This window comes from Arthrobacter sp. 10T425 (genome assembly GCF_056393985.1).
In genome coordinates this window covers 106,884-126,009 of record NZ_JBFTGZ010000009.1, presented here as the reverse complement: position 1 = coordinate 126,009, position 19,126 = coordinate 106,884, and the positions used below count along the sequence as shown (strand labels likewise).

At 67.6% G+C, this 19,126-nt stretch carries 15 protein-coding genes; 9 read left to right on the top strand and 6 right to left on the bottom strand.

Going from position 1 to position 19,126, the window contains the following annotated elements; translation table 11 throughout:
* Positions 1 to 173: 173 nt before the first annotated feature.
* The 4 genes from AC1DDH_RS12415 to AC1DDH_RS12400 form a co-directional block, all read right to left on the bottom strand.
* On the bottom strand, positions 174 to 626 hold the full coding sequence (locus AC1DDH_RS12415) for a hypothetical protein (protein ID WP_476955536.1): 453 nt from the start codon (positions 624 to 626) through the stop codon (positions 174 to 176).
* A 129-nt stretch (positions 627 to 755) separates the two neighbouring features.
* Entirely contained in the window at positions 756 to 1,571 is an 816-nt protein-coding gene (locus AC1DDH_RS12410; RefSeq protein ID WP_243180592.1) for a methyltransferase domain-containing protein, read from the bottom strand.
* A 299-nt stretch (positions 1,572 to 1,870) separates the two neighbouring features.
* Positions 1,871 to 3,481, bottom strand: coding sequence for a hypothetical protein (locus AC1DDH_RS12405; protein ID WP_476955535.1), 1,611 nt, complete (start codon positions 3,479 to 3,481; stop codon positions 1,871 to 1,873).
* A 773-nt stretch (positions 3,482 to 4,254) separates the two neighbouring features.
* Positions 4,255 to 4,815: a MarR family winged helix-turn-helix transcriptional regulator gene (locus tag AC1DDH_RS12400; RefSeq protein WP_230010948.1), complete on the bottom strand. Its 561-nt coding sequence runs from the start codon at positions 4,813 to 4,815 to the stop codon at positions 4,255 to 4,257.
* A 229-nt stretch (positions 4,816 to 5,044) separates the two neighbouring features.
* Between AC1DDH_RS12400 and AC1DDH_RS12395 the strand changes: the two genes are divergently transcribed.
* Positions 5,045 to 7,279 carry an MMPL family transporter gene (locus AC1DDH_RS12395; RefSeq protein ID WP_476887100.1) on the top strand — a complete coding sequence of 745 codons (2,235 nt, stop codon included), beginning with the start codon at positions 5,045 to 5,047 and terminating at the stop codon, positions 7,277 to 7,279.
* A gap of 25 nt (positions 7,280 to 7,304) precedes the next feature.
* Here the strand turns inward: AC1DDH_RS12395 and AC1DDH_RS12390 are convergent, their stop codons facing one another.
* Positions 7,305 to 8,267: an NAD-dependent epimerase/dehydratase family protein gene (locus tag AC1DDH_RS12390; protein ID WP_476857029.1), complete on the bottom strand. Its 963-nt coding sequence runs from the start codon at positions 8,265 to 8,267 to the stop codon at positions 7,305 to 7,307.
* A 124-nt stretch (positions 8,268 to 8,391) separates the two neighbouring features.
* On the opposite strand from AC1DDH_RS12390, the gene AC1DDH_RS12385 reads away from it, so the two are divergent.
* From AC1DDH_RS12385 to AC1DDH_RS12350, 8 genes are all read left to right on the top strand, one after another.
* Positions 8,392 to 9,198, top strand: a complete 807-nt coding sequence (locus AC1DDH_RS12385; RefSeq protein WP_476955534.1) for a TetR/AcrR family transcriptional regulator — start codon at positions 8,392 to 8,394, stop codon at positions 9,196 to 9,198.
* A gap of 91 nt (positions 9,199 to 9,289) precedes the next feature.
* A complete protein-coding gene (locus AC1DDH_RS12380) occupies positions 9,290 to 9,745 on the top strand; it encodes a hypothetical protein (protein ID WP_476857027.1) in 456 nt (151 codons plus the stop codon).
* Positions 9,746 to 10,099: 354 nt separating this feature from the next.
* On the top strand, positions 10,100 to 11,962 hold the full coding sequence (gene dnaK / locus AC1DDH_RS12375) for a molecular chaperone DnaK (RefSeq protein ID WP_079550752.1): 1,863 nt from the start codon (positions 10,100 to 10,102) through the stop codon (positions 11,960 to 11,962).
* A 2-nt stretch (positions 11,963 to 11,964) separates the two neighbouring features.
* Positions 11,965 to 12,636, top strand: coding sequence for a nucleotide exchange factor GrpE (locus AC1DDH_RS12370; RefSeq protein ID WP_230009328.1), 672 nt, complete (start codon positions 11,965 to 11,967; stop codon positions 12,634 to 12,636).
* Positions 12,637 to 12,899: 263 nt separating this feature from the next.
* Complete coding sequence (locus AC1DDH_RS12365) at positions 12,900 to 13,883, top strand: DnaJ C-terminal domain-containing protein (protein WP_476955533.1); 984 nt, start codon at positions 12,900 to 12,902, stop codon at positions 13,881 to 13,883.
* Between the two features lie 15 nt (positions 13,884 to 13,898).
* A complete protein-coding gene (locus AC1DDH_RS12360; protein WP_028275425.1) occupies positions 13,899 to 14,321 on the top strand; it encodes a heat shock protein transcriptional repressor HspR in 423 nt (140 codons plus the stop codon).
* Between the two features lie 426 nt (positions 14,322 to 14,747).
* Positions 14,748 to 15,146: a hypothetical protein gene (locus AC1DDH_RS12355; protein WP_476955532.1), complete on the top strand. Its 399-nt coding sequence runs from the start codon at positions 14,748 to 14,750 to the stop codon at positions 15,144 to 15,146.
* Positions 15,147 to 15,267: 121 nt separating this feature from the next.
* Positions 15,268 to 17,430 (top strand): elongation factor G-like protein EF-G2, encoded by a 2,163-nt coding sequence (locus AC1DDH_RS12350; protein WP_476955531.1) that lies wholly within the window; start codon positions 15,268 to 15,270, stop codon positions 17,428 to 17,430.
* Positions 17,431 to 17,451: 21 nt separating this feature from the next.
* Here AC1DDH_RS12350 and AC1DDH_RS12345 read toward each other — a convergent pair whose 3' ends face one another.
* On the bottom strand, positions 17,452 to 18,861 hold the full coding sequence (locus AC1DDH_RS12345) for an aldehyde dehydrogenase family protein (protein WP_476955530.1): 1,410 nt from the start codon (positions 18,859 to 18,861) through the stop codon (positions 17,452 to 17,454).
* Positions 18,862 to 19,126 lie beyond the last annotated feature (265 nt).

The following is a 19,126-nucleotide window of genomic DNA, read 5'->3' as shown; positions in this document are numbered from 1 at the left end:
GGTATCTCCTTGCCGTGGGTCTCCAGTGCAGATATCTAATGCACCCTATCCGCAGACCCGGAAGCAGGGAATGGCTGCCGGCAACTCGACGGCGAACGCCCCGGAGGTCGGCTGTGCCGCCAAGGATCGCGGGCCTTGGGCGTGCAAGGGGCACGCCCAAGACCCGCTAAGGGTTAGCCGTTGGACGTGTAGCCATCCGTGGCGGTGTCGCCTGGGCCGCCATGGCCGCCGCCGGGTCCGCCCTGGCCTTCCTGGGTTGCGGTCACCGTGAAGTTCGCATCCAGCAGGACAGTGGCGCGCGTGCCGTCCGCCTTCGTGATGTGGGCTTCGTAGGTGGCGCCGTCGGCGTCGGTCTCCATCCGCTCGATCGCCGCATCCGGCTGGGCGGCCTTCACCGCCGCCTCGACCTTCGTGGCGGTGTCGCCGGTGAGGACCTCCTCCGTCTTTCCGTTGGCCTGGTGTGGGCCGCGCTGGGCCCCGGTGCCATAGCCGTCGGTGGCTTGGGTCGAGGACGAGCTGCCGGTGGAATCGGCAGCCATCGCGGGGATGGCCGATGCGCCGATGGCGCCGCCGCCGATCACCGCAGCGAGCATGATGCCCGCGGTGGTCTTGTTGATCTTTGCCATGCTGAAACTCCTTTGCTGGGGCCCGGGCTTCCGGGCCGGCCGAGGATTCGGCCTGTACCCAGCCTCAGGCGCGGAGTTATGGCTGCACTTTCGGCGGGCTGTGCCGGTGCTGTGACCGCTGGCCGCCGCTCACGCCCGGGCGATGACCTCGCCGTTGGGAATCAGAAACCAGCCGTCGTCGGTGGAGCCCCACCGGTGCCAGCCCGCGGAAATCCGGGCCAGGTCCGCCTCGCTGGCCAGGCCGTACTCGAGCGCCTGGTCGGCAAAGGACGAATGCAGCACCCGCTCGCCCCACACCCGGGCCTGCCAGCGCCGCTCATGCCCAGTGGCGTAGAGCCAGTTGCTGCTGGACGGCGCCACATCCGTGAAGCCGGCGGCCTGCGCCCAGGACACGAGCCGGCGGCCGGCGTCGGGCTCGGCGCCATTGCGGCGGGCGATCCGCTGGTAGAGCTCCATCCAGTCGTCGAGTTCGGGGATGGCCGGGTACCAGCTCATGCCGTGGAAGTCGGCGTCGCGCACCGCCACTATCCCGCCTGCCTTGGCCGCCCGCCGCATCTCCCGCAGCGCCGCGACGGGGTCCGTGAGGTGCTGGAGGACCTGATGGGCGTGGACGACGTCGAAGGATTCGTCCGGGAAATCGAGGTCGTAGATGTTGCCGGCGGCAAAGCCGACATTGTCCACGCCGCGCTCGACGGCGAGGGCCGCGGCCTGGGCGATGATGTCGGGGGAGCGGTCCAAGCCTGTGACCCTGCCCGGCGCCACCAGCTCCGCGAAGTCGCAGGTGATGCTGCCAGGCCCACAGCCGACGTCGAGGACGGAGGTCCCGGGCATCAGATGCGGGAGCACGAACGCTGCCGAGTTTTCCGCCGTGCGGGAGGCATGGGCACGGACCACCGACTCGTGGTGGCCGTGCGTGTACACATCGTCAGGCTGCTGCGCACTCATAATGGAACGCTACCCTCCCCTGCCCGGAAAAGGGTGGAACCCCAACCACCGCCATTCCCGACAAGTGCCGGGGTAGCGCAGCGATGAGGCGGGCCCCGCCCAGACGGTGGGATTGGATCTGGGCGGCCAAGGCATGCACGTGCGGCTCGCCCAGGCGGCGCCGACGCAGCACCACAGATTTCCACTCCGAGGGAAGGCTTACGAGCTGCAAATCGGGCTGGCTCCTACGCCTTGATCTGGACCCGCAGGTATCAGTGGGGCTGACCGTCAATTTAGGCGGCCGGATCCATCTACCGCCGTCAAACGACCGCGGCCGTGGCGGTGGAGGTCTTCGCGGTGGTGGTGTAGCCGGTCTTGGTTCCGGTGACGGTGACGGTGAGGGTCTTGCCCGCTTGGGCTGCGGCGGGTTTGTATGTTGTGGCGGTCGCGCCGGTGATGGCGACGCCGTTGGCTTTCCACTGATACGTCAGGGTCACCGGTGATGGTCCCCAGGTTCCCGGCGTCGCGGTAAGGGTCGAGCCGACCTTAGCCGTGCCAGTGATGGTCGGTACAGGCGCTACGAGCGAGCCTTTCGCGACCACTGCCGTGGCGGTGGAGGTCTTCGCGGCGGTGGTATAGCCGGTCTTGGTTCCGGTGACGGTGACGGTGAGGGTTTTGCCGGCGTCGGCTGCAATTGGCTTGTATGTTGTGGCGGTCGCGCCGGTGATAGCGACGCCGTTGGCTTTCCACTGATACGTCAGGGTCACCGGTGATGGTCCCCAGGTTCCCGGGGCCGCGGTAAGGGGCGAGCCGACCTTAACCGAGCCCGTGATGGTCGGTACAGGCGCTACGAGGGAGCCTTTCGCGACTGCTGCTGTGGCGGCGGAGGTCTTGGTGATGCTGGGGTACCCGGCCTTGCTCCCGGTTACTTTCAGGGTGATTGTCTTGCCGTAGTCGGCGGCAAGCAGGGTGTAGGCCTTCCCTGTCGCCCCCGTGATGGCGGTTCCGGAGCGGAACCACTGGAAACGCAGTACGTCCGGCGTGGGCGACCAGGTTCCAGTAACCGCGGTCAGGGTCCGGCCCACCTGGGCAGTCCCGGAGATGCCTGGTGCCGGAGTTGTCGACCAAATCCAGCCCAGGTTGAGGGTGTAGGTCTTGCCCCAGCTTGCCTGGCTGTTTTCGCCATAGATTTTGATGTAGGCGCGTCCAACAGGGAGGTTGATTTGTTGGCTGGCGAGCGAGGTTCCGTCAGCGTCRGTGCTGTCGAGGTCGAAGGCGTAGAGCTCGGTGCCGTTRGCGCTGTAGATGCTGAGTGTGTAGGTGGTTCCGGTGCCGAGCCCGGTGGGGAACTTGAAGTTCAGGCCGGCCCTGCCTGCCTTGGGCAGGTCGATCGCGTAGTAATCGGTGTCGTAGTAGTTTGCGCTGAGTGTTGAACCGGAAATGGTGGTTCCCAGGGGCACCACTGTTGCGGTTGCGGTGGTGCTGTTGGGTTCGAGTTCGACGGTCCCCGCGGTCAGGGTGGTGTTGAGGGTGTAGGTCTTGCCCCAGCTTGCCTGGCTGTTTTCGCCGTAGATTTTGATGTAGGCGCGGCCTGCGGGCAGGAACGTGCCCAGGCTGGCGAGCGAGGTTCCGTCAGCGTCGGTGCTGTCGAGGTCGAAGGCGWAGAGCTCGGTGCCGTTRGCGCTGTAGATGCTGAGTGTGTAGGTGGTTCCGGTGCCGAGCCCGGTGGGGAACTTGAAGTTCAGGCSGGCCCTGCCTGCCTTGGGCAGGTCGATCGCGTAGTAATCGGTGTCGTAGTAGTTTGCGCTGAGTGTTGAACCGGAAATGGTGGTTCCCAGGGGCACCACTGTTGCGGTTGCGGTGGTGCCGTTGGGTTCAGCCTCGGACGTCGCAGCCAGGGAGGGCGCAGCTGTCAGAAGTGAAAGAAGCACCGCCAGGAGTGCTATGAGTGCTGTGCGTGCCGGACTGAAAATGCGACGTATGGCGCCGATCCCATGTGATGCCAATTTGTCCCCCTGAATTGTGTACTTGCGCTATTGCAGTCGACAAAGTATGTCGAGAGTGTCCACGCAAGATAATGAAGTGCCCGAATTGTCATGCAGAATTTCGCCGGATTCGTCACATCGAAAGAAAGCTGTCAAGTCGCTTGAGTCGCGGCATGTTGGTTGGGTGGGTGCGGAGAGCTCGCTTTGCCGGGGTCGAGCCTCGCTATTCTTGGGGGGAAAATGACGTTGTGGCGTGACGTTGGCTGCGTTGCTGTGCCACGTCGCAAGGCTAGGTATCCAACCTGTACATTTTCTTGGCTTCCTCGTCGGAACCCGAGTGCTTTCTCGCACGGTGAAGCGCCTGCGCAGAGTGCGGCGCGGTGGTAAATCCGCCCCCAGCGCGAATTAGATGGCATCGACATCATTCGTCGACGTCACCAATTCAGCATCCTGCCTGTATTTTCGACGAGTGCACCGTAGCTCAGGTGGATGATGCCGAAGCCCATTCCAATAAGGCTCTGCTCACTCGATCTCACTGTGGCTGGGATGAGCGACTAGGTTACTGACCAGCAATATATCGACGAAAGGGAGCCTTCACCGGCGTCGCCGCCGTCGTCACCGACATGCGATTCCAGATCGGGGCTGTGGCCGTCCTGCTCTTCAGCGGCTGGCCCTAATGGTCCCGATGGTACTAGTCGCCGCTGCGCCGGGGCCGCGAGTCAGCCGGGGCGCTGCCCCGGCGCTTGCTCCGGCCCGGGGCCGCGGGCCGCTTCCTCACCGGCCCGGACAGTGGCATCGATCATGGAGTTCATGAAGCGGGTGGCGATCTCCAGTTCTTCGGGCGTGAAGGTCGCCATGGCTGCACCCATGTGGCGGGCCAGCGGCAGGAACATTGCGCCGCCGTCCCGGTAGGCCTTGGGCGTCATGCGCAGCTGCACCTGGCGGCGGTCCGCGCCCTCGCGCTCACGGACCACGTGGCCGGAACTGTGGAGCCGGTCGATCAGTGCGGTGGTGGCCGGGGAGCTGAGGTTCAGCTCTTTCCTCAGCACCCCTGGAGTGACAATCTGGTCCCGCGCCGCGTGCCGCATGATGACGGCGAGGGCGTTGAGGTCCGTGCGGTGCATGTCGTTGCGGCCGCCGGCGGAGTCCACGTAGCGGTTGGCTTCGAGGGTGAATTCCTGCAGGAGCCGGACGAGGGGCGGCGGACCGGCGGCTTCGGGCGGGACTGTGTTCTTGGGCGAGACCGCGTCTTCGGATAGGCCCGGGGATTCGGCTGACACGGCGGACCTCCTTCGTCCCTTGATCCTGCCCCGGTGGTCTGACCGCGGCAGGTCGGCGCTGTCGACGGCGCCTTCGGGAGTCTACTGCAGGGTCTGCGGAGAGGCCTGACGCCGGCTGTCTTTCCATTCTCCTCCGGTGCCCCTGGCAAATGGGTTATCTCCATGATGGAGATAGTCTACTATGGAGTTGATCTCTGCTCCCACTCCGAGGCGCACCCTGGAAGGAAACATGAAAACGACTTCGTCCGCGGCGACCCGTGTCCCGTTCTGGCTGCGCTGGCTGGTCCCCGCAGTGCTCGTCCTGGCCTGGCTGGCGATCGCCGGCGTCGGCGGCCCTACATTCGGCCGCCTGAGCGAGGTGTCATCAAATGACCAGGCATCGTTCCTTCCCGCCGGGGCCGAGGCCACCGAGGCTGCGGACTGGCAGGCAAAGTTCAGGGACTCCAAGGAGATCCCGGCAGTGATCGTGGTTGAGAGCGACTCCGCCTTCACCCCGGCCCAGCTCCGCGAGACCGCGGCCCTCAAGGGCAAGCTAGAGGCCCTGCAGGCCGGGAGCACGGTTATCGGTCCCATCCCTTCCGAGGACGCCAAGGCAGTCCAGTTCGTGGTGCCCATTGCTTCCTCGGCGGAAGTGAAAACAGTCGTCAAGGAACTGCGCAACGAGGTCCGGGCGTCCGCGCCGGCCGGAATGCAGACATTCGTCACCGGACCGGCCGGCCTCACCGCGGACCTTGTGAGTGCCTTTGCCGGCATTGACGGCATCCTGCTGCTCGTGGCCCTGGGCGCCGTGTTCCTGATCCTGCTGATTGTCTACCGTTCCCTGCTGCTGCCCGTCATGGTGCTGTTCACGTCGGTCTTCGCGCTGTGCGCCGCGATCCTGCTGGTGTTTGGCATGGCTAAGGCCGGCTGGATCCAATTGAACGGCCAGAGCCAGGGCATCCTGTCCATCCTGGTGATCGGCGCAGCCACCGACTACGCCCTGCTGTATGTGGCCCGGTTCCGCGAAGCCCTGACCCACACCACCAACCGGACGGCCGCCGCCGTCACCGCATGGAAGGCGGCCTGGGAACCGATCCTGGCCTCCGGCGCCACCGTAATCATCGCGCTGCTCTGCCTGCTGTTCTCCGACCTCAACTCCAACAAGGCCCTCGGCCCGGTGGCGGCGGCGGGCATCCTCTGCGCGCTCTTCGCCGCCCTGACCCTGCTGCCGGCCCTGATGGCACTGCTGGGCCGGGCAGCGTTCTGGCCGTTCCGGCCCAAACTGCTCCCGGAAACCGATCGGGAACCGGAACTGGTCACCGGCCTCGAGGGCCAGAAGGGACTCTGGCGGGCCACCGGTTCGCTCGTATCCCGCCGGCCGCGCACGGTCTGGGTCGCCTCGGTGCTGCTGCTCCTGGTAGCCGCTACCGGCCTCCTGCAGCTTAAAGCCAACGGCGTCGCCCAGACCGACGTCATCCTCACCTCCTCCAATGCCGTCGACGGGCAGGATGCCCTGGGCCGGCACTTCGACGCCGGGTCCGGCAGCCCCGCGGTGATCGTGGCCGACGAGGCAAACGCCCAGGACGTTCTGGCGAAGCTGCAGACCAGCGACGGCGTCGGAGACGCCTATCTGCTGGCCGAAGGCGGCGCCCCGGTCATCACCGGCGCCCCGGGCGCGCCGGCTGCCCCCGCAATCAGGGACGGGAAGGTCCTGATCAACGCGACGCTGAACCACGCCGCGGACTCCGCCGAGGCCGAAAACGCCGTGGTGTCGCTCCGCCAGGACCTGAAGAAGATAGACAGCGGTGTGCTGGTCGGCGGTGTGACGGCCACGGCGCTGGATACCAACACCACTGCCCAGCGCGACCTCGTCACCATCATCCCGGTGGTCCTGGGCGTCATCCTGGTCATCCTCATGCTGCTGCTGCGCTCGGTGCTCGCGCCGGTCCTGCTGGTCGCCTCCGTGGTCCTGTCCTATGCCGCGGCGATGGGCGTCTCCGCCTTCGTGTTCAACAATGTCTTCGGCTTCCCGGGCGCGGACGCGACGGTGCCCCTGTTCGGCTTCGTCTTCCTCGTGGCACTGGGCGTCGACTACAACATCTTCCTGATGAGCCGGGTCCGGGAGGAATCCCTCAAGCACGGCACCCGGGCCGGCATCCTGCGCGGCCTCGTAGTGACAGGCGGGGTCATCACCTCTGCCGGGGTGGTCCTGGCGGCCACCTTCGCGGCCCTCGGCGTCATCCCGATCATGTTCCTGGTCCAGCTCGCCTTCATCGTCGCGTTCGGCGTCCTGCTGGACACGGTGCTGGTCCGCTCCCTGCTGGTGCCCGCGCTGGCCTACGACATCGGCCCGCGGCTTTGGTGGCCCGGCAAGCTCGGCCGGCCAGGGAGCGGGGCTGTGGCCCGCGACGGCGCCCGGGCCACGCTGTCCGCCGAAAATCCGAAGGCAGATCCGGCTGAAAACGAGGAGGCCGGGGTCCGCTAGGCGGAACCGAAAACCGCAGCCGCCGTCACTGTCCCTGGTCCCCCCACCAGGCGACGGTGGCGGCGGCTGCCTCGTGCAGCGGGGTCGGTGTCAGCCCCAGCGCGGCCTGGCTCGCCGTGGAATCCATGACGAAGGGGTGCTCGAACTGGTACAGGGTCTCGGCCAGGTCCCGCATATCCGGAGAAAACACTCCCATTGCCCTCACCGCCCACCCGGGAACGCCGGTGACACGCGGTGCCCGGGCGCCGGCCGCCTTGGCGAATGCCCCCGCGATCTCGCGCTGGGTCAGTGCAGGTCCGGTGGGCGCATGCCATACCCGGTTCCACACCTGAGGCCTGCCAGCCGCCGCAATCATGGCGGCCGCGAGGTCCGGGACGTACGTGAAGGAATGCGGCCGGTCCGCCCGCCCGATCACCTGCATTGGCTTGCCGGCCGCGACGGGCCGGACCATGCGCTCGCCGGCGTGCGAGTTGCGGACCCGCGGCCCGAAGAAATCGCCGGCCACCATGCTCACGGTGGCGGTGGGGGAGGCCGCCCGGGCCGCGAGCAGTGCGGTCCGGACTCCGCGCTTGCCGCCCTGCGCCTGCCGGGGGCTGTCCTCGGTCATGATGTTTTCCGGGGTGCTGTAGGAGTACAGGCTTTCCGGGAAGACCACGACGGCGCCCGCAGCGCCCGCCGCGGCGAGCACATTCAGCTCGGCGGCCGGCAGTTCCCTGGCCCACACCTCGGCGTTGTAGCGCGAGCCGTGGATGCAGTGAAAAACGGCCGCGGCGCCCTGGACGGCCTCGCCGAGCCGGGCGGGCTCGGACACGTCGATCGACACTCGTTCCACCAGCGGGTGGGCGGGTCCGCTGCCGGACCTCGTCAGGAGGCGCACCCGGTGGCCCGCCGCTGCCAACTGTTCGGCGACGGTCCAGCCCACCGGGCCGGCCCCTGTGACGACATAGAGCCTGGACGGTTGGTGTCCGGAGGCTGCAGGTTGGGACATTCCGATCTCCTTTTGAAATAACGAGAGCAGTGCTCTCCCATTCAGGATGCGCCGCCGTGGCCGGCAAGTCAAGAGCGGTGCTCACATTTGTTGACAGTGCTCTTGGATGTGGAATGCTGGACTCATGCCAGAGGACAGGATTGCGGGCGCGATAGACGTCGGCGTTGCGGCAGGCCCGGCCGGAGCGGCCGGAGCGGCCCCGGCGGCGGCGCGGCTGCGCACCCCGCGCGAGCGTGCCCGCGCCCAGACGGTGGCCGATATCGTCCGGCTGGGCCGGGAGCATCTGGCGCTGCACGGGGCCGCCGCGCTGTCCCTCCGCGCCGTGGCCCGTGATCTCGGGGTTGTCTCTTCGGCGGTCTACCGCTACGTGGAGAGCCGCGATGAGCTGCTGACCCTTCTGCTGATTGATGCGTACAACGAACTTGGCGATGCGGTGGATGCCGCCGTCGGGGCAGTGCCGGAGGATGACTTCGGCGGGCGCTTCACGGCGCTGGGCCGCGCGGTGCGGGACTGGGCGCTGCACGAGCCCTCCCGCTACGCCCTGCTCTTCGGCAGTCCGGTGCCCGGTTACCAGGCTCCGGCGGGGCGGACCACCGGCCCCGGGACGAGGGTGATTACTGCCCTCATGGGAATCCTCGACGGCGCCTTCCGGGCCGGGCGGCTCGCCGTGACCGGCCAGCGGGGTCCTGCCGTGGCCGCCGGGCTGGCGGGGGACCTGGCGAAAATCCGCGCCGAGTTCGGCCTGGCGGTGCCGGATGACCTCCTGGCCGGCGGTGCACTGGCCTGGACCTCGCTCTTCGGTGCCGTCAGTTTCGAGGTTTTCGGCCAGTATGGCCCAGACACGTTCACAGCCCGGGAGGAGCTCTTCGGCCACCACCTCGCGGTGCTGGCCGACGTCGCGGGTCTGCCGGCGGCCGGCGCTGCCCGGTAAACCAGGTTCCCCTGTTGCCTTGCCGTGGCGCTCGATAGACTGCCCCTGCGCCCGCACGGGCGCGCCAGATGCGTCCAGGAAGGATCCATCCATGTCTGAAGAGACCAGGCCTGAAGAGAACAGGCCTGCAGAGAACACGCCTGAAGAGAATGTCCCCGGAAAAGCGGCGCCGCGGAACGTCGATACCGGTCCCGCGGAAGATGAGGCAGAGGCCGCGGCACCTGAGGGGCAATACGTTGAGGGCGACTACGGCTCCGCCGGCACGGCAGGCCAAGTCCCGCCCACCGCCGTCGAGGGGGAGTACGCCGCGGGGGACTACGGCGAGGCCGGCGTGGCCGGAGCCGCCGTCGTCGGCGACGTGGAAGGCGACTATCCCGAGGGCGACTACGGCGAGGGCGGGGTCTCCGGTGAGCCCGCCGGCGTCGCCGAGGAAGGTGAATACCCCGAGGGTGACTACGGGAGCGCCGGTATGTCCCGTCCCGAGCGATCCGCCCGGCCGGCAACAGGAGAACCTGCCGACGGCGACGCGGCTCGGGGCGACAACTAACGGGATCAAAGCTGGCGGGACCAGCCGGCGCGGGCGCCGGCTGGTCCCCTGCCCAGGTCTGCGCCCCTGCGCCCAGCGGGCAGGTTCGCGCAGGGCGAAACGCCGCCCGGGACGCGCCGGAAGGGCTGGATTGAGGGGAATTTAGGCGGCGAGGAGCTGCCGCGGGCGAAGCGGGAAAGCAAAGTTGAGTCGACTTCGCTCAACTTTAAATTGACTTATGTCCCCCTCTGGGTAAAGTTGAGTGTAGATCGCTCAATAACGGTCGGACCCACTGCGGTTAGAGCCCTTGCGGTTGGAGCCACTGCGGGTCCGCGGCCATCTCCGCAAGATTCCAAGGAAGTAAGGAAACAATCCATGTCACGTGCAGTAGGTATTGACCTCGGAACCACTAACTCCGTCGTCTCCGTTCTCGAAGGTGGCGAGCCCACCGTCATTGCCAACGCCGAGGGTGGCCGCACCACGCCGTCGGTTGTTGCCTTCTCCAAGTCCGGCGAGGTCCTGGTCGGCGAGATCGCCAAGCGCCAAGCCGTCAACAACATTGACCGCACCATCGCCTCCGTCAAGCGCCACATGGGCACTGACTGGACCGTCGCCATTGACGACAAGAAGTACACGGCGCAGGAAATTTCCGCCCGTATCCTCATGAAGCTTAAGAACGACGCCGAGTCCTACCTCGGTGAAAAGGTCACCGACGCCGTCGTCACCGTGCCGGCCTACTTCAACGACGCCCAGCGCCAGGCCACCAAGGAGGCCGGAGAAATCGCCGGCCTGAACGTCCTGCGCATCGTCAACGAGCCCACCGCGGCCGCCCTGGCCTACGGCCTGGACAAGGGCAAGGAAGACGAACTCATCCTGGTCTTCGACCTCGGCGGCGGAACCTTCGACGTCTCCCTCCTGGAGGTCGGCAAGGATGAGGACAACTTCTCCACCATCCAGGTCCGCGCCACCGCCGGTGACAACCACCTCGGCGGCGACGACTGGGACCAGCGCGTCGTGGAATATCTGCTGAACCAGCTCAAGGTCAAGGGCATCGACCTCACGAAGGACAAGATTGCCCTGCAGCGTCTCCGTGAAGCCGCGGAGCAGGCCAAGAAGGAACTCTCCTCCTCCTCCAGCACCAACGTTTCCCTCCAGTACCTGTCCGTCACCCCCGACGGCCCGGTCCACCTGGACGAGCAGCTGACCCGCGCCAAGTTCCAAGACCTCACCAAGGACCTGCTGGACCGCACCAAGAAGCCGTTCCAGGACGTCATCAAGGAAGCCGGCATCAAGCTCTCCGAGATCGACCACATCGTGCTCGTCGGCGGCTCCACCCGCATGCCGGCCGTCTACGACCTCGTCAAGGAACTGGCCGGCGGCAAGGAGCCCAACAAGGGCGTCAACCCCGATGAGGTCGTCGCCGTCGGCGCCGCCCTGCAGGCCGGTGTCCTCAAGGGCGAGCGCAAGGACGTGCTGCTGATCGACGTCACCCCGTTGTCCCTTGGCATCGAAACCAAGGGCGGCATCATGACGCACCTGATCGAGCGCAACACCGCCATCCCGACCAAGCGGAGCGAAACCTTCACCACCGCGGATGACAACCAGCCGTCCGTGGCCATCCAGGTCTTCCAGGGCGAGCGTGAGTTCACCCGCGACAACAAGCCGCTGGGCACGTTCGAGCTGACCGGCATCGCGCCGGCCCCCCGCGGCGTTCCGCAGGTCGAGGTCACCTTCGACATCGACGCCAACGGCATCGTGCACGTTTCGGCGAAGGACAAGGGCACCGGCAAGGAACAGTCCATGACCATCACCGGCGGCACCGCGCTGTCCAAGGAAGACATCGACCGCATGGTCCACGACGCCGAAGAGCACGCAGCCGAGGACAAGGCCCGCCGCGAGGCAACCGACACCCGCAACACGGCCGAGCAGCTCGCCTACTCCGTGGACAAGCTGATCGCCGACAACGCCGACAAGCTGCCCGAAGAGGTCAAGACCGAGGTCAAGGCCGACGTCGACGCCCTCAAGAAGGCCCTCGAAGGCACCGATGACGCCGCCGTGAAGACCGCGTTCGAGAAGCTGCAGGCTTCCCAGACCAAGCTCGGCGAAGCCATCTACGCCCAGGCCGGTTCCCCCGACGGCCACGCCGGTGCGCAGGGTGCCCCCGCAGGCGAGCCGGCAGCCGGCTCCGACGAGGACATCGTCGACGCCGAAATCGTTGACGAAGACGAGAAGAAGTAATCATGCCGCATCACGGTAACGAAGAAGAGCACGGTTCTTCCGAGAGCCGGCGCGACGCGGAACAGCAGGAGAACGAGCCGCAGAAGCCGGTGATCCACGACAACCGCAAGGTTGATCCGAAGACCGGCCAGGCCCGCCACCCCGGCCAGGAGCACGCAGCTGCCGCGGCAGACTCCGGGGACGCACTGTCCCAGGCGGAGGACATCCTCAACAGTGTTGAGGTGCCCGCCGCGGAATCTGTGGCCCAGGGCGCGCCCGCTGCCGAGGCGGAGGAGCTCAGGAATGACCTCCGCCGCCTGCAGGCCGAGTACGTCAACTACCGCAAGCGGGTCGAGCGCGACCGGGCCGTGGCGGGCGAGATGGCCGTCATCGGCGTCCTGAACGCGCTGCTGCCGGTACTGGACGACGTCGACGCCGCCCGCCAGCACGGCGACCTCGCGGACGGCCCTTTCGCCGCGATCGCCGCCAAACTGGAGGCTGCGCTGAAGACGTACGGGCTGGTCCGCATCGATGAGACCGGCGTGGAGTTCGATCCGACCATCCACGAGGCCCTCATCCAGCAGCCCGGCACGGATATCGAAATCGACACCGTCAGCCAGGTGCTGCGCTCGGGCTACAAGTCCGGCGACCGCGTCCTCCGCGCGGCCCAGGTGATCGTGGCGGTACCGGCGTAGTCACCTATCGCGAAGCGAGACAAGGGGCCCCGCCCCTACGCGTGGCGGCTTAGGGTCCTGCGGACCCAAGCCGCCACGCTCCGATAGGCCCGATGCCACTCCCGGGCCCCTTGTCTCGCTCCGCTCAGCGGTTGTCTCGCCTAAGGTGAGATGAACGCAGCGCAGCTCGATAGGGGGCCGCGGCGTGGCGGGCACCGCGAAGCGGGCACGGCCCCCTATCCAGCGGAGCTCGAACGCAATACAGACTTTGAAAGGAAACGCCATTGGCTAGCCAGGACTGGGTGGACAAGGACTTCTACAAGATCCTTGGTGTCGCCAAGGACGCTTCCGACGCCGACATCAAGAAGGCTTACCGCAAACTTGCCCGGCAGCACCACCCGGACACCAACGCGGGGAACGTCGCGTCGGAGAAGAAGTTCAAGGACATCTCCGAGGCCTATTCCGTGCTCTCGGACCCCGATGAGCGCCAGCAGTACGACGCCATCCGGGCCATGGGCGGCGGCGCACGCTTTGCCCCTGGCGGAAGCGGCGGGGCCAGCGGCGGAGCTGGCTTCGAGGACCTCTTCGGCGGGCTCTTTACCGGCGGCGGAGGCCGCCACTCCGGCGGCTACAGCACGGCCGGCGGCATTCCGCCCGAGTTCGCAGATCTCTTCGGCGGCGGCGGATTCGGCGGCGGGGGCCAGTCCTTCCAGCGGGCTCCGCAGAAGGGCTCGGACCGCACCGCGTCGACCTCGATCTCATTCGGCGGGTCCATCCGCGGCACCACGATCGGCCTGCGTGAACCGGACGGTGAGGTCATCGACGTCCGCATCCCGGCCGGCATCAAGGACGGACAAAAGGTCCGCGTCCGCGGCAAGGGGCAGTACGCCCCCGCCGGCAACGGCGACCTCATGGTCACCGTTTCGGTAAAGCCGCACGAATTCTACGTCCGCGACGGCGACAACCTCCGGATCCACGTCCCGGTCTCCTTCCCGGAGGCGGCCCTGGGCGCAGACATCGAGGTTCCGACGGTCGACGGCGACACGGTCAAGGTCAGGGTTCCGGCAGGGACGCCCTCGGGCAGGACCCTGCGCGTCAAGGGCCGCGGCGTCAAGCACGCCAAAGCCACCGGCGATCTGCTGGTGACGATCGACGTCGCTGTTCCGCGGAAGCTGAACAAGGAAGCGGAGGAGGCCGTGAAGGCCTTCGCCGCGGCCACCGCCAATGAGGACGTCCGCGCGGGCCTGGCAGCCAAGGCCCGGCTCTAGGAACGGGATCCAGCCATGGCCATCGACTTCGACCAGCCGATCTTCGTCATCTCCGTTGCCGCGGAACTGGCGGACATGCACCCGCAGACGCTGCGCCAGTACGACCGGCTGGGCATCGTCTCGCCCAGCCGCGCCCCGGGCAAGTCGCGGCGTTACTCGCAGCGGGATGTGAATATGCTCCGCGAGGTCCAGCGGCTCTCCCAGGAGGGGGTCTCGCTGGAGGGCATCAAGCGGATCCTGCAGCTGGAGAACCAGGTGGCCGCCCTGCAGCGCCGGGTCGGAGAACTGACTGAGGAACTGGGCCGGCGCCGTCAAGGGGCCGATTCGCGGATTTTCGCCGCAGGAACTGCCGGCGACGTCGTCAGCCTGGCCCGCGGCAAGCGTCCGCAGGCGCGGTCGCAGGCGCTGGTGGTGTGGCGGCCGAGGGGCATGGGCTAGGACTCATCTCGCGGTTTCCCCAGGTTTCCCTGGTGAGCAGGACGGCGATGACACGGTCACGGGGAATGTGTCAACCATCACGTTTTTCGGTTACGTCCCAATGCCGGGGCAAGTAGCGGCAGGAGCAAACCGAGTACACCGGAACGCAATCAGGTACCCGACCATCCGATAGTCGGGTACCTGATTTGCGTGACTTCATGCCCATTCCGCGCGTTGAATTGGAGTGTCAGAAAAGGCTGGCATGACACGCCTACAGCTCCTGCGGGAAGCCCGGGCGCGGAGCCAGCGCAGGAGCAGCGTAGACGCCGGGGGGCATCGCATGCATGATTCAACCGAGTTTGATCCGTCCAGGTGTGATTTGCCCAGGTTTGATTCGCCCCTTCGGGGCGGGTCCCGGCTGCGGCCAGCTGCGTTGACGGGCACGCCGTGAGCCCGGGGCTCCAGGCGGCCGTCCTGTTTGCCGGTTCCCTGCCGGGGCACATCCTGATGTCCCTGGGGCAGGCCCTGGTGGTTGTCTGCCTGTGCTTCGACTTCGTCCGCGCGGTCTCCGTGCCGCGATCCCGCAGCCGGTTCGTCGCCAACACGTGGTTCCGGACACTTGCACTGCCTTCCATCGTGGTCATGGCGTTCAGCGTGCTCCTCGATGCCGCCTCCGGCTCTTGGCCCGAGGTTGCCGCTGGAGTGTTCGTCATGGTCGCCGTGATCTTCAGGTGGCACCATGGCAGCGACGAGGACAGCTGGTGGACGGGCAAAGGCAAGGCCCTGGGCCGTTGGCTCCGGGACCGGGCAGCCTCCGGGTCCCTGGTTGCTCCGGCCACGGCCTGAAAAGCCACGGCCTGAAAAGCCACGGCCTGAAAAAGACCTTGCTGTCCGGGCGTCCCAGGGTGTCCAATCCTTAACACAAGGCCCTGCAGGGCACGAGTGGATGCGACGCCGGGAGGTTCTCATGCCGTCGAAAGGCGCCAAGACGCCGTCAAGGGGACCGGTCCGGGGTACGTCTGACCTCCGGCGGGCAGACGCCAACGGCGTCGCGCCGCCGGAACAGCCGGACAAGGTCCGCAATGTGGCACTCGTGGGGCATTCCGGTTCCGGAAAGACGATGCTCACCGAGGCACTGCTTGTCGCCACCGGAGCCATCACCCGCAAGGGCTCGATCGCCGAGGGCACTACGGTGAGCGACTCGGATCCTTCCGCCATCGCGCAGCAGCGCTCCGTGGCGCTCGCGGTGGTGCCGGTGATGGTGGGGGACATCAAGGTCAACCTGCTGGACACTCCGGGCTATACGGATTTCATCGGCGAGCTGAGGGCAGGGCTCCGGGCGGCGGATGCGGTGCTGTTCGTCGTCTCGGCCACCGACGATGTCGACGCAGCGACCACGGCGCTTTGGAGCGAGTGCCAGCGGCTCGGGATGCCGCGGGCCGTGGTCATCAGCCGCCTGGACCATCCGCGCGCGGACTTCGACGCCGCCATCGCCCGCTGCCGCCTGGCATTCGGCGACTCCATCCTTCCGCTCTACCTGCCGGTCCCCGCGGACGGTCCAGTCACCGGGCTGCTGGGACTGCTGACCGGCACGGTCTCCGACTACAGTGATGCGGAACCGACGCCGGCCACCCGGGCCGCGACCGGCGTCGAACTCGCCGCCGCGGAGTCCGCACGGGGCGCGCTGATCGAAGGGATCATTGCCGAGAGCGAAGACGAGACGCTCATGGACCGCTACCTCGGAGGCGAGGAAATCGCCCCCGACGTCCTGGTCACCGATCTTGAGACGGCCGTGGCCCGCGGGTCCTTCCACCCGGTGCTGCCGGCGTCGGCGGAGTCCGGGCTCGGCCTGGCGGAACTGCTCGAGGTCCTGGTGCGTGCGTTTCCGACGCCGGCGGAGCGCGGCGTCCCCGCAGCGACCGACCTCGACGGGGTGCCCGCCGGCGCGCTCGGCTGCGACCCCGACGGTCCGCTGCTCGGTGAAGTGGTCCGTACGACGATCGACCCGTTCCTTGGCCGCGTCTGCCTGGTGCGCGTTTTCTCCGGCGTGGTGCGGGAGGACGCCGCCATCCATGTGGGCGGCCGCGGAATGGCCGACCGCGGCCACGAGGACCACGACAGCGACGAGCGGGTCACCCACCTGTACTCGCCACTGGGATCAGGACTGCGGCCAGTGCCGTTCTGCGTCGCGGGGGATATCTGCGCGCTGACCAAGCTGGGCACCGCCGAGACCGGCGACACGATTTCGGCCAAGGAGCTGCCGCTGCTGGTGGCCGCCTGGGACATGCCGGACCCGCTCATGCCGGTCGCCATCGAAGCCGCCACGCACGGCGACGAGGACGCCCTGGCCAGGAACCTGGGGAAGGTCACTGCCGGGGACCCGACGCTGCGGGTGGAACGCAACTCCGAAACCCACCAGCTGATCCTGTGGTGCATGGGCGAGGCGCACGCCGACGTCGTCCTGGGCAGGCTGCGGGACCAAGGGGTGAACCTGCAGAGCGTCCCGGTCATCACGCCGCTGCGGGAGACGTTTGCCGCGCCGGCCGCCGGACACGGGCGCTATGTCAAACAATCCGGCGGCCACGGCCAGTACGCGGTGTGCGACATCGAGGTGGAACCGCTTGACCGCGGCGGCGGGTTCGAGTTTGTCGACAAGACCGTTGGCGGCGTGATTCCCGGGCCGTTCATTACCTCGGTGGAAAAGGGCGTGCGGGCCCAGATGCAGAAAGGCGTCTCGGCCGGGTTCCCGGTAGTGGATATCAAGGTAACGCTGATCGGCGGCAAGACGCACAGCGTGGATTCCTCCGATGCGGCCTTCCAGGCGGCCGGGGCGCTGGCCCTCCGGGAGGCGGCCGGGGCAACCCGCATCCAGTTCCTGGAGCCGGTCTCGTCCGTGACCATCAGCGTTTCGGAGGACCATGTGGGCGCCGTGATGAGCGACTTGTCCTCCCGGCGGGCACGCCTGACCGGAACCACCTCCGCCGGCGCCGACGGCACCGAGATCAGCGCCGAGGTGCCGGACCAGGAACTGTTGCGGTACGCGGTGGAGTTGCGGGCCCTGACCGCCGGCAGCGGCCGGTTCCGGCGCAGCTACCTGCGGCACGAACCCGTGCCGCAGGCGCTGCGCTGATGGCCCCTGCAAAGCGCAGCGTCAGCCGTTGATGACCTGCGGAACGCCGAGGGCCTTGAGGCCTTCGACACCGAATTCGAGTCCGTAGCCGGATTGCTTCGCGCCACCGAACGGGATGCGGGGGTCCACGGCCCCGTGCTTGTTGATCCAGACGGTGCCGGCCTCGAGCCGGGCCGCCACCTTGCGGGCTTCGGCGGGGTCGGAGGACCAGACCGAGGCGCCGAGTCCGACGTCGACGGCGTTGGCCATGGCGATGGCCTCGTCCACGGTGCCGTAGCGGATGATCGGCAGGGCGGGGCCGAACTGCTCCTCGGCGACCAGCGGGTTGCTGTTGGCGATGTCCGCGACGAGGGTGGTGGGGTAGAAGTTCCCGGGCTGGTCGTTCTCCGGGTTGCCGCCGAGCAGGATCCTGGCGCCGGAGTCGCGGGCTGCCTCGACGAGCCTGGCGACGATATCGAACTGCTGGCGGTTCTGCAGCGGGCCCAGGACGTTGGCCTCGTCGAGTCCGTTGCCCATGGGCATGGCACGGGCCACGCTGGCGAGTTCCTCGCAGACGGCGTCGTAAACGGCGTCGTGGACGTAGAGGCGCTTGAGCGCCGCGCAGGTCTGGCCGGTGTTGATGAAGGCGCCCCAGAACAGGCCCTCGGCGATCGCCTTGGGGTCGGCGTCGGGCAGGACGATGCCGGCGTCGTTGCCGCCGAGCTCCAGGGTGAGGCGCTTGACGGTGTCGGCGGAGGATTTGATGATGGCCTTGCCGGTGGCGGTGGAGCCGGTGAACATGATCTTGCCGACCGCGGGGTGTCCGGCCAGGGCCTCGCCGACGTCGCGGCCGCCGGAGACCGCCGTGAGGAGGCCTTCGGGGAGTTCCTGGTTGAGGATTTCGACGAGGGCAAGGACGGACAGCGGGGTGTATTCGGACGGCTTGATGACGACGGCGTTGCCCATGCGCAGGGCTGGGGCGAGCTGCCAGACGGTGATCATCATGGGCCAGTTCCAGGGGCCGATCGCGCCGACGACGCCGATGGGCCGGTAGTGCAGTTCGGCGCGGGTTTCGCCGTCGTCCACCACGGTTTCTGGGTCCAGGGGCGTGCCGGCGGCGACGCGGAGCCAGGCGGCGCAGGCGCCGACCTCAAAGCGGGCGTTCGGGCCGTTCAGCGGTTTGCCCTGCTCGCGGGAGAGCAGGCGGGCGAGTTCCTCGGCGGAGCGTTCGACGGCGTCGGCGGCCTTGAGCAGCGCGGCGGACCGGGCGTCGTGGCCCAGTGCAGCCCAGGCCGGCTGCGCGGCGGCTGCGGCGGAGATGGCGGCTTCGAGGTCCTGAACGGTGTGGACCGGTGCTTCGCCGACCGGCTGTCCGGTGGCAGGGTCACAGATCGTGCGGGTTTCCCCGGACACCGGGGTGATCGAGGCGAGCAGGGCGTCGTAGGTTTCCATGGGGGTACTCCACATCGAGTAGGTCAGAGAACGCGGCCGGTGCGGCCTAAGAGTGCTGTTTCAAGCGTGCTCCGGCGAGGGGCCGAGGGGCTTGTCTATCCGCGAAGAGCTGTTGTGCGGGAGCGAACGGAACACCGAAAGCTATTTCCTGAGGCTGCGGACCCGAAGCCGTCCGGCCCGCCGTGCGGCCGGCGCAGGGCCTGGTGCTGACTACGCTCAGGAACAACAACCGGTCGCTAATCGACAAAAGCGTGACGGGCGCCAC

Coding starts and splice junctions, on each gene's coding strand:
- AC1DDH_RS12415 (WP_476955536.1), bottom strand. CDS start 626: ATGGCAAAGATCAACAAGACCACCGCGGGCATCATGCTCGCTGCGGTG.
- AC1DDH_RS12410 (WP_243180592.1), bottom strand. CDS start 1,571: ATGAGTGCGCAGCAGCCTGACGATGTGTACACGCACGGCCACCACGAG.
- AC1DDH_RS12395 (WP_476887100.1), top strand. CDS start 5,045: ATGAAAACGACTTCGTCCGCGGCGACCCGTGTCCCGTTCTGGCTGCGC.
- AC1DDH_RS12390 (WP_476857029.1), bottom strand. CDS start 8,267: ATGTCCCAACCTGCAGCCTCCGGACACCAACCGTCCAGGCTCTATGTC.
- AC1DDH_RS12385 (WP_476955534.1), top strand. CDS start 8,392: ATGCCAGAGGACAGGATTGCGGGCGCGATAGACGTCGGCGTTGCGGCA.
- AC1DDH_RS12380 (WP_476857027.1), top strand. CDS start 9,290: ATGTCTGAAGAGACCAGGCCTGAAGAGAACAGGCCTGCAGAGAACACG.
- dnaK (WP_079550752.1), top strand. CDS start 10,100: ATGTCACGTGCAGTAGGTATTGACCTCGGAACCACTAACTCCGTCGTC.
- AC1DDH_RS12370 (WP_230009328.1), top strand. CDS start 11,965: ATGCCGCATCACGGTAACGAAGAAGAGCACGGTTCTTCCGAGAGCCGG.
- AC1DDH_RS12360 (WP_028275425.1), top strand. CDS start 13,899: ATGGCCATCGACTTCGACCAGCCGATCTTCGTCATCTCCGTTGCCGCG.
- AC1DDH_RS12350 (WP_476955531.1), top strand. CDS start 15,268: ATGCCGTCGAAAGGCGCCAAGACGCCGTCAAGGGGACCGGTCCGGGGT.
- AC1DDH_RS12345 (WP_476955530.1), bottom strand. CDS start 18,861: ATGGAAACCTACGACGCCCTGCTCGCCTCGATCACCCCGGTGTCCGGG.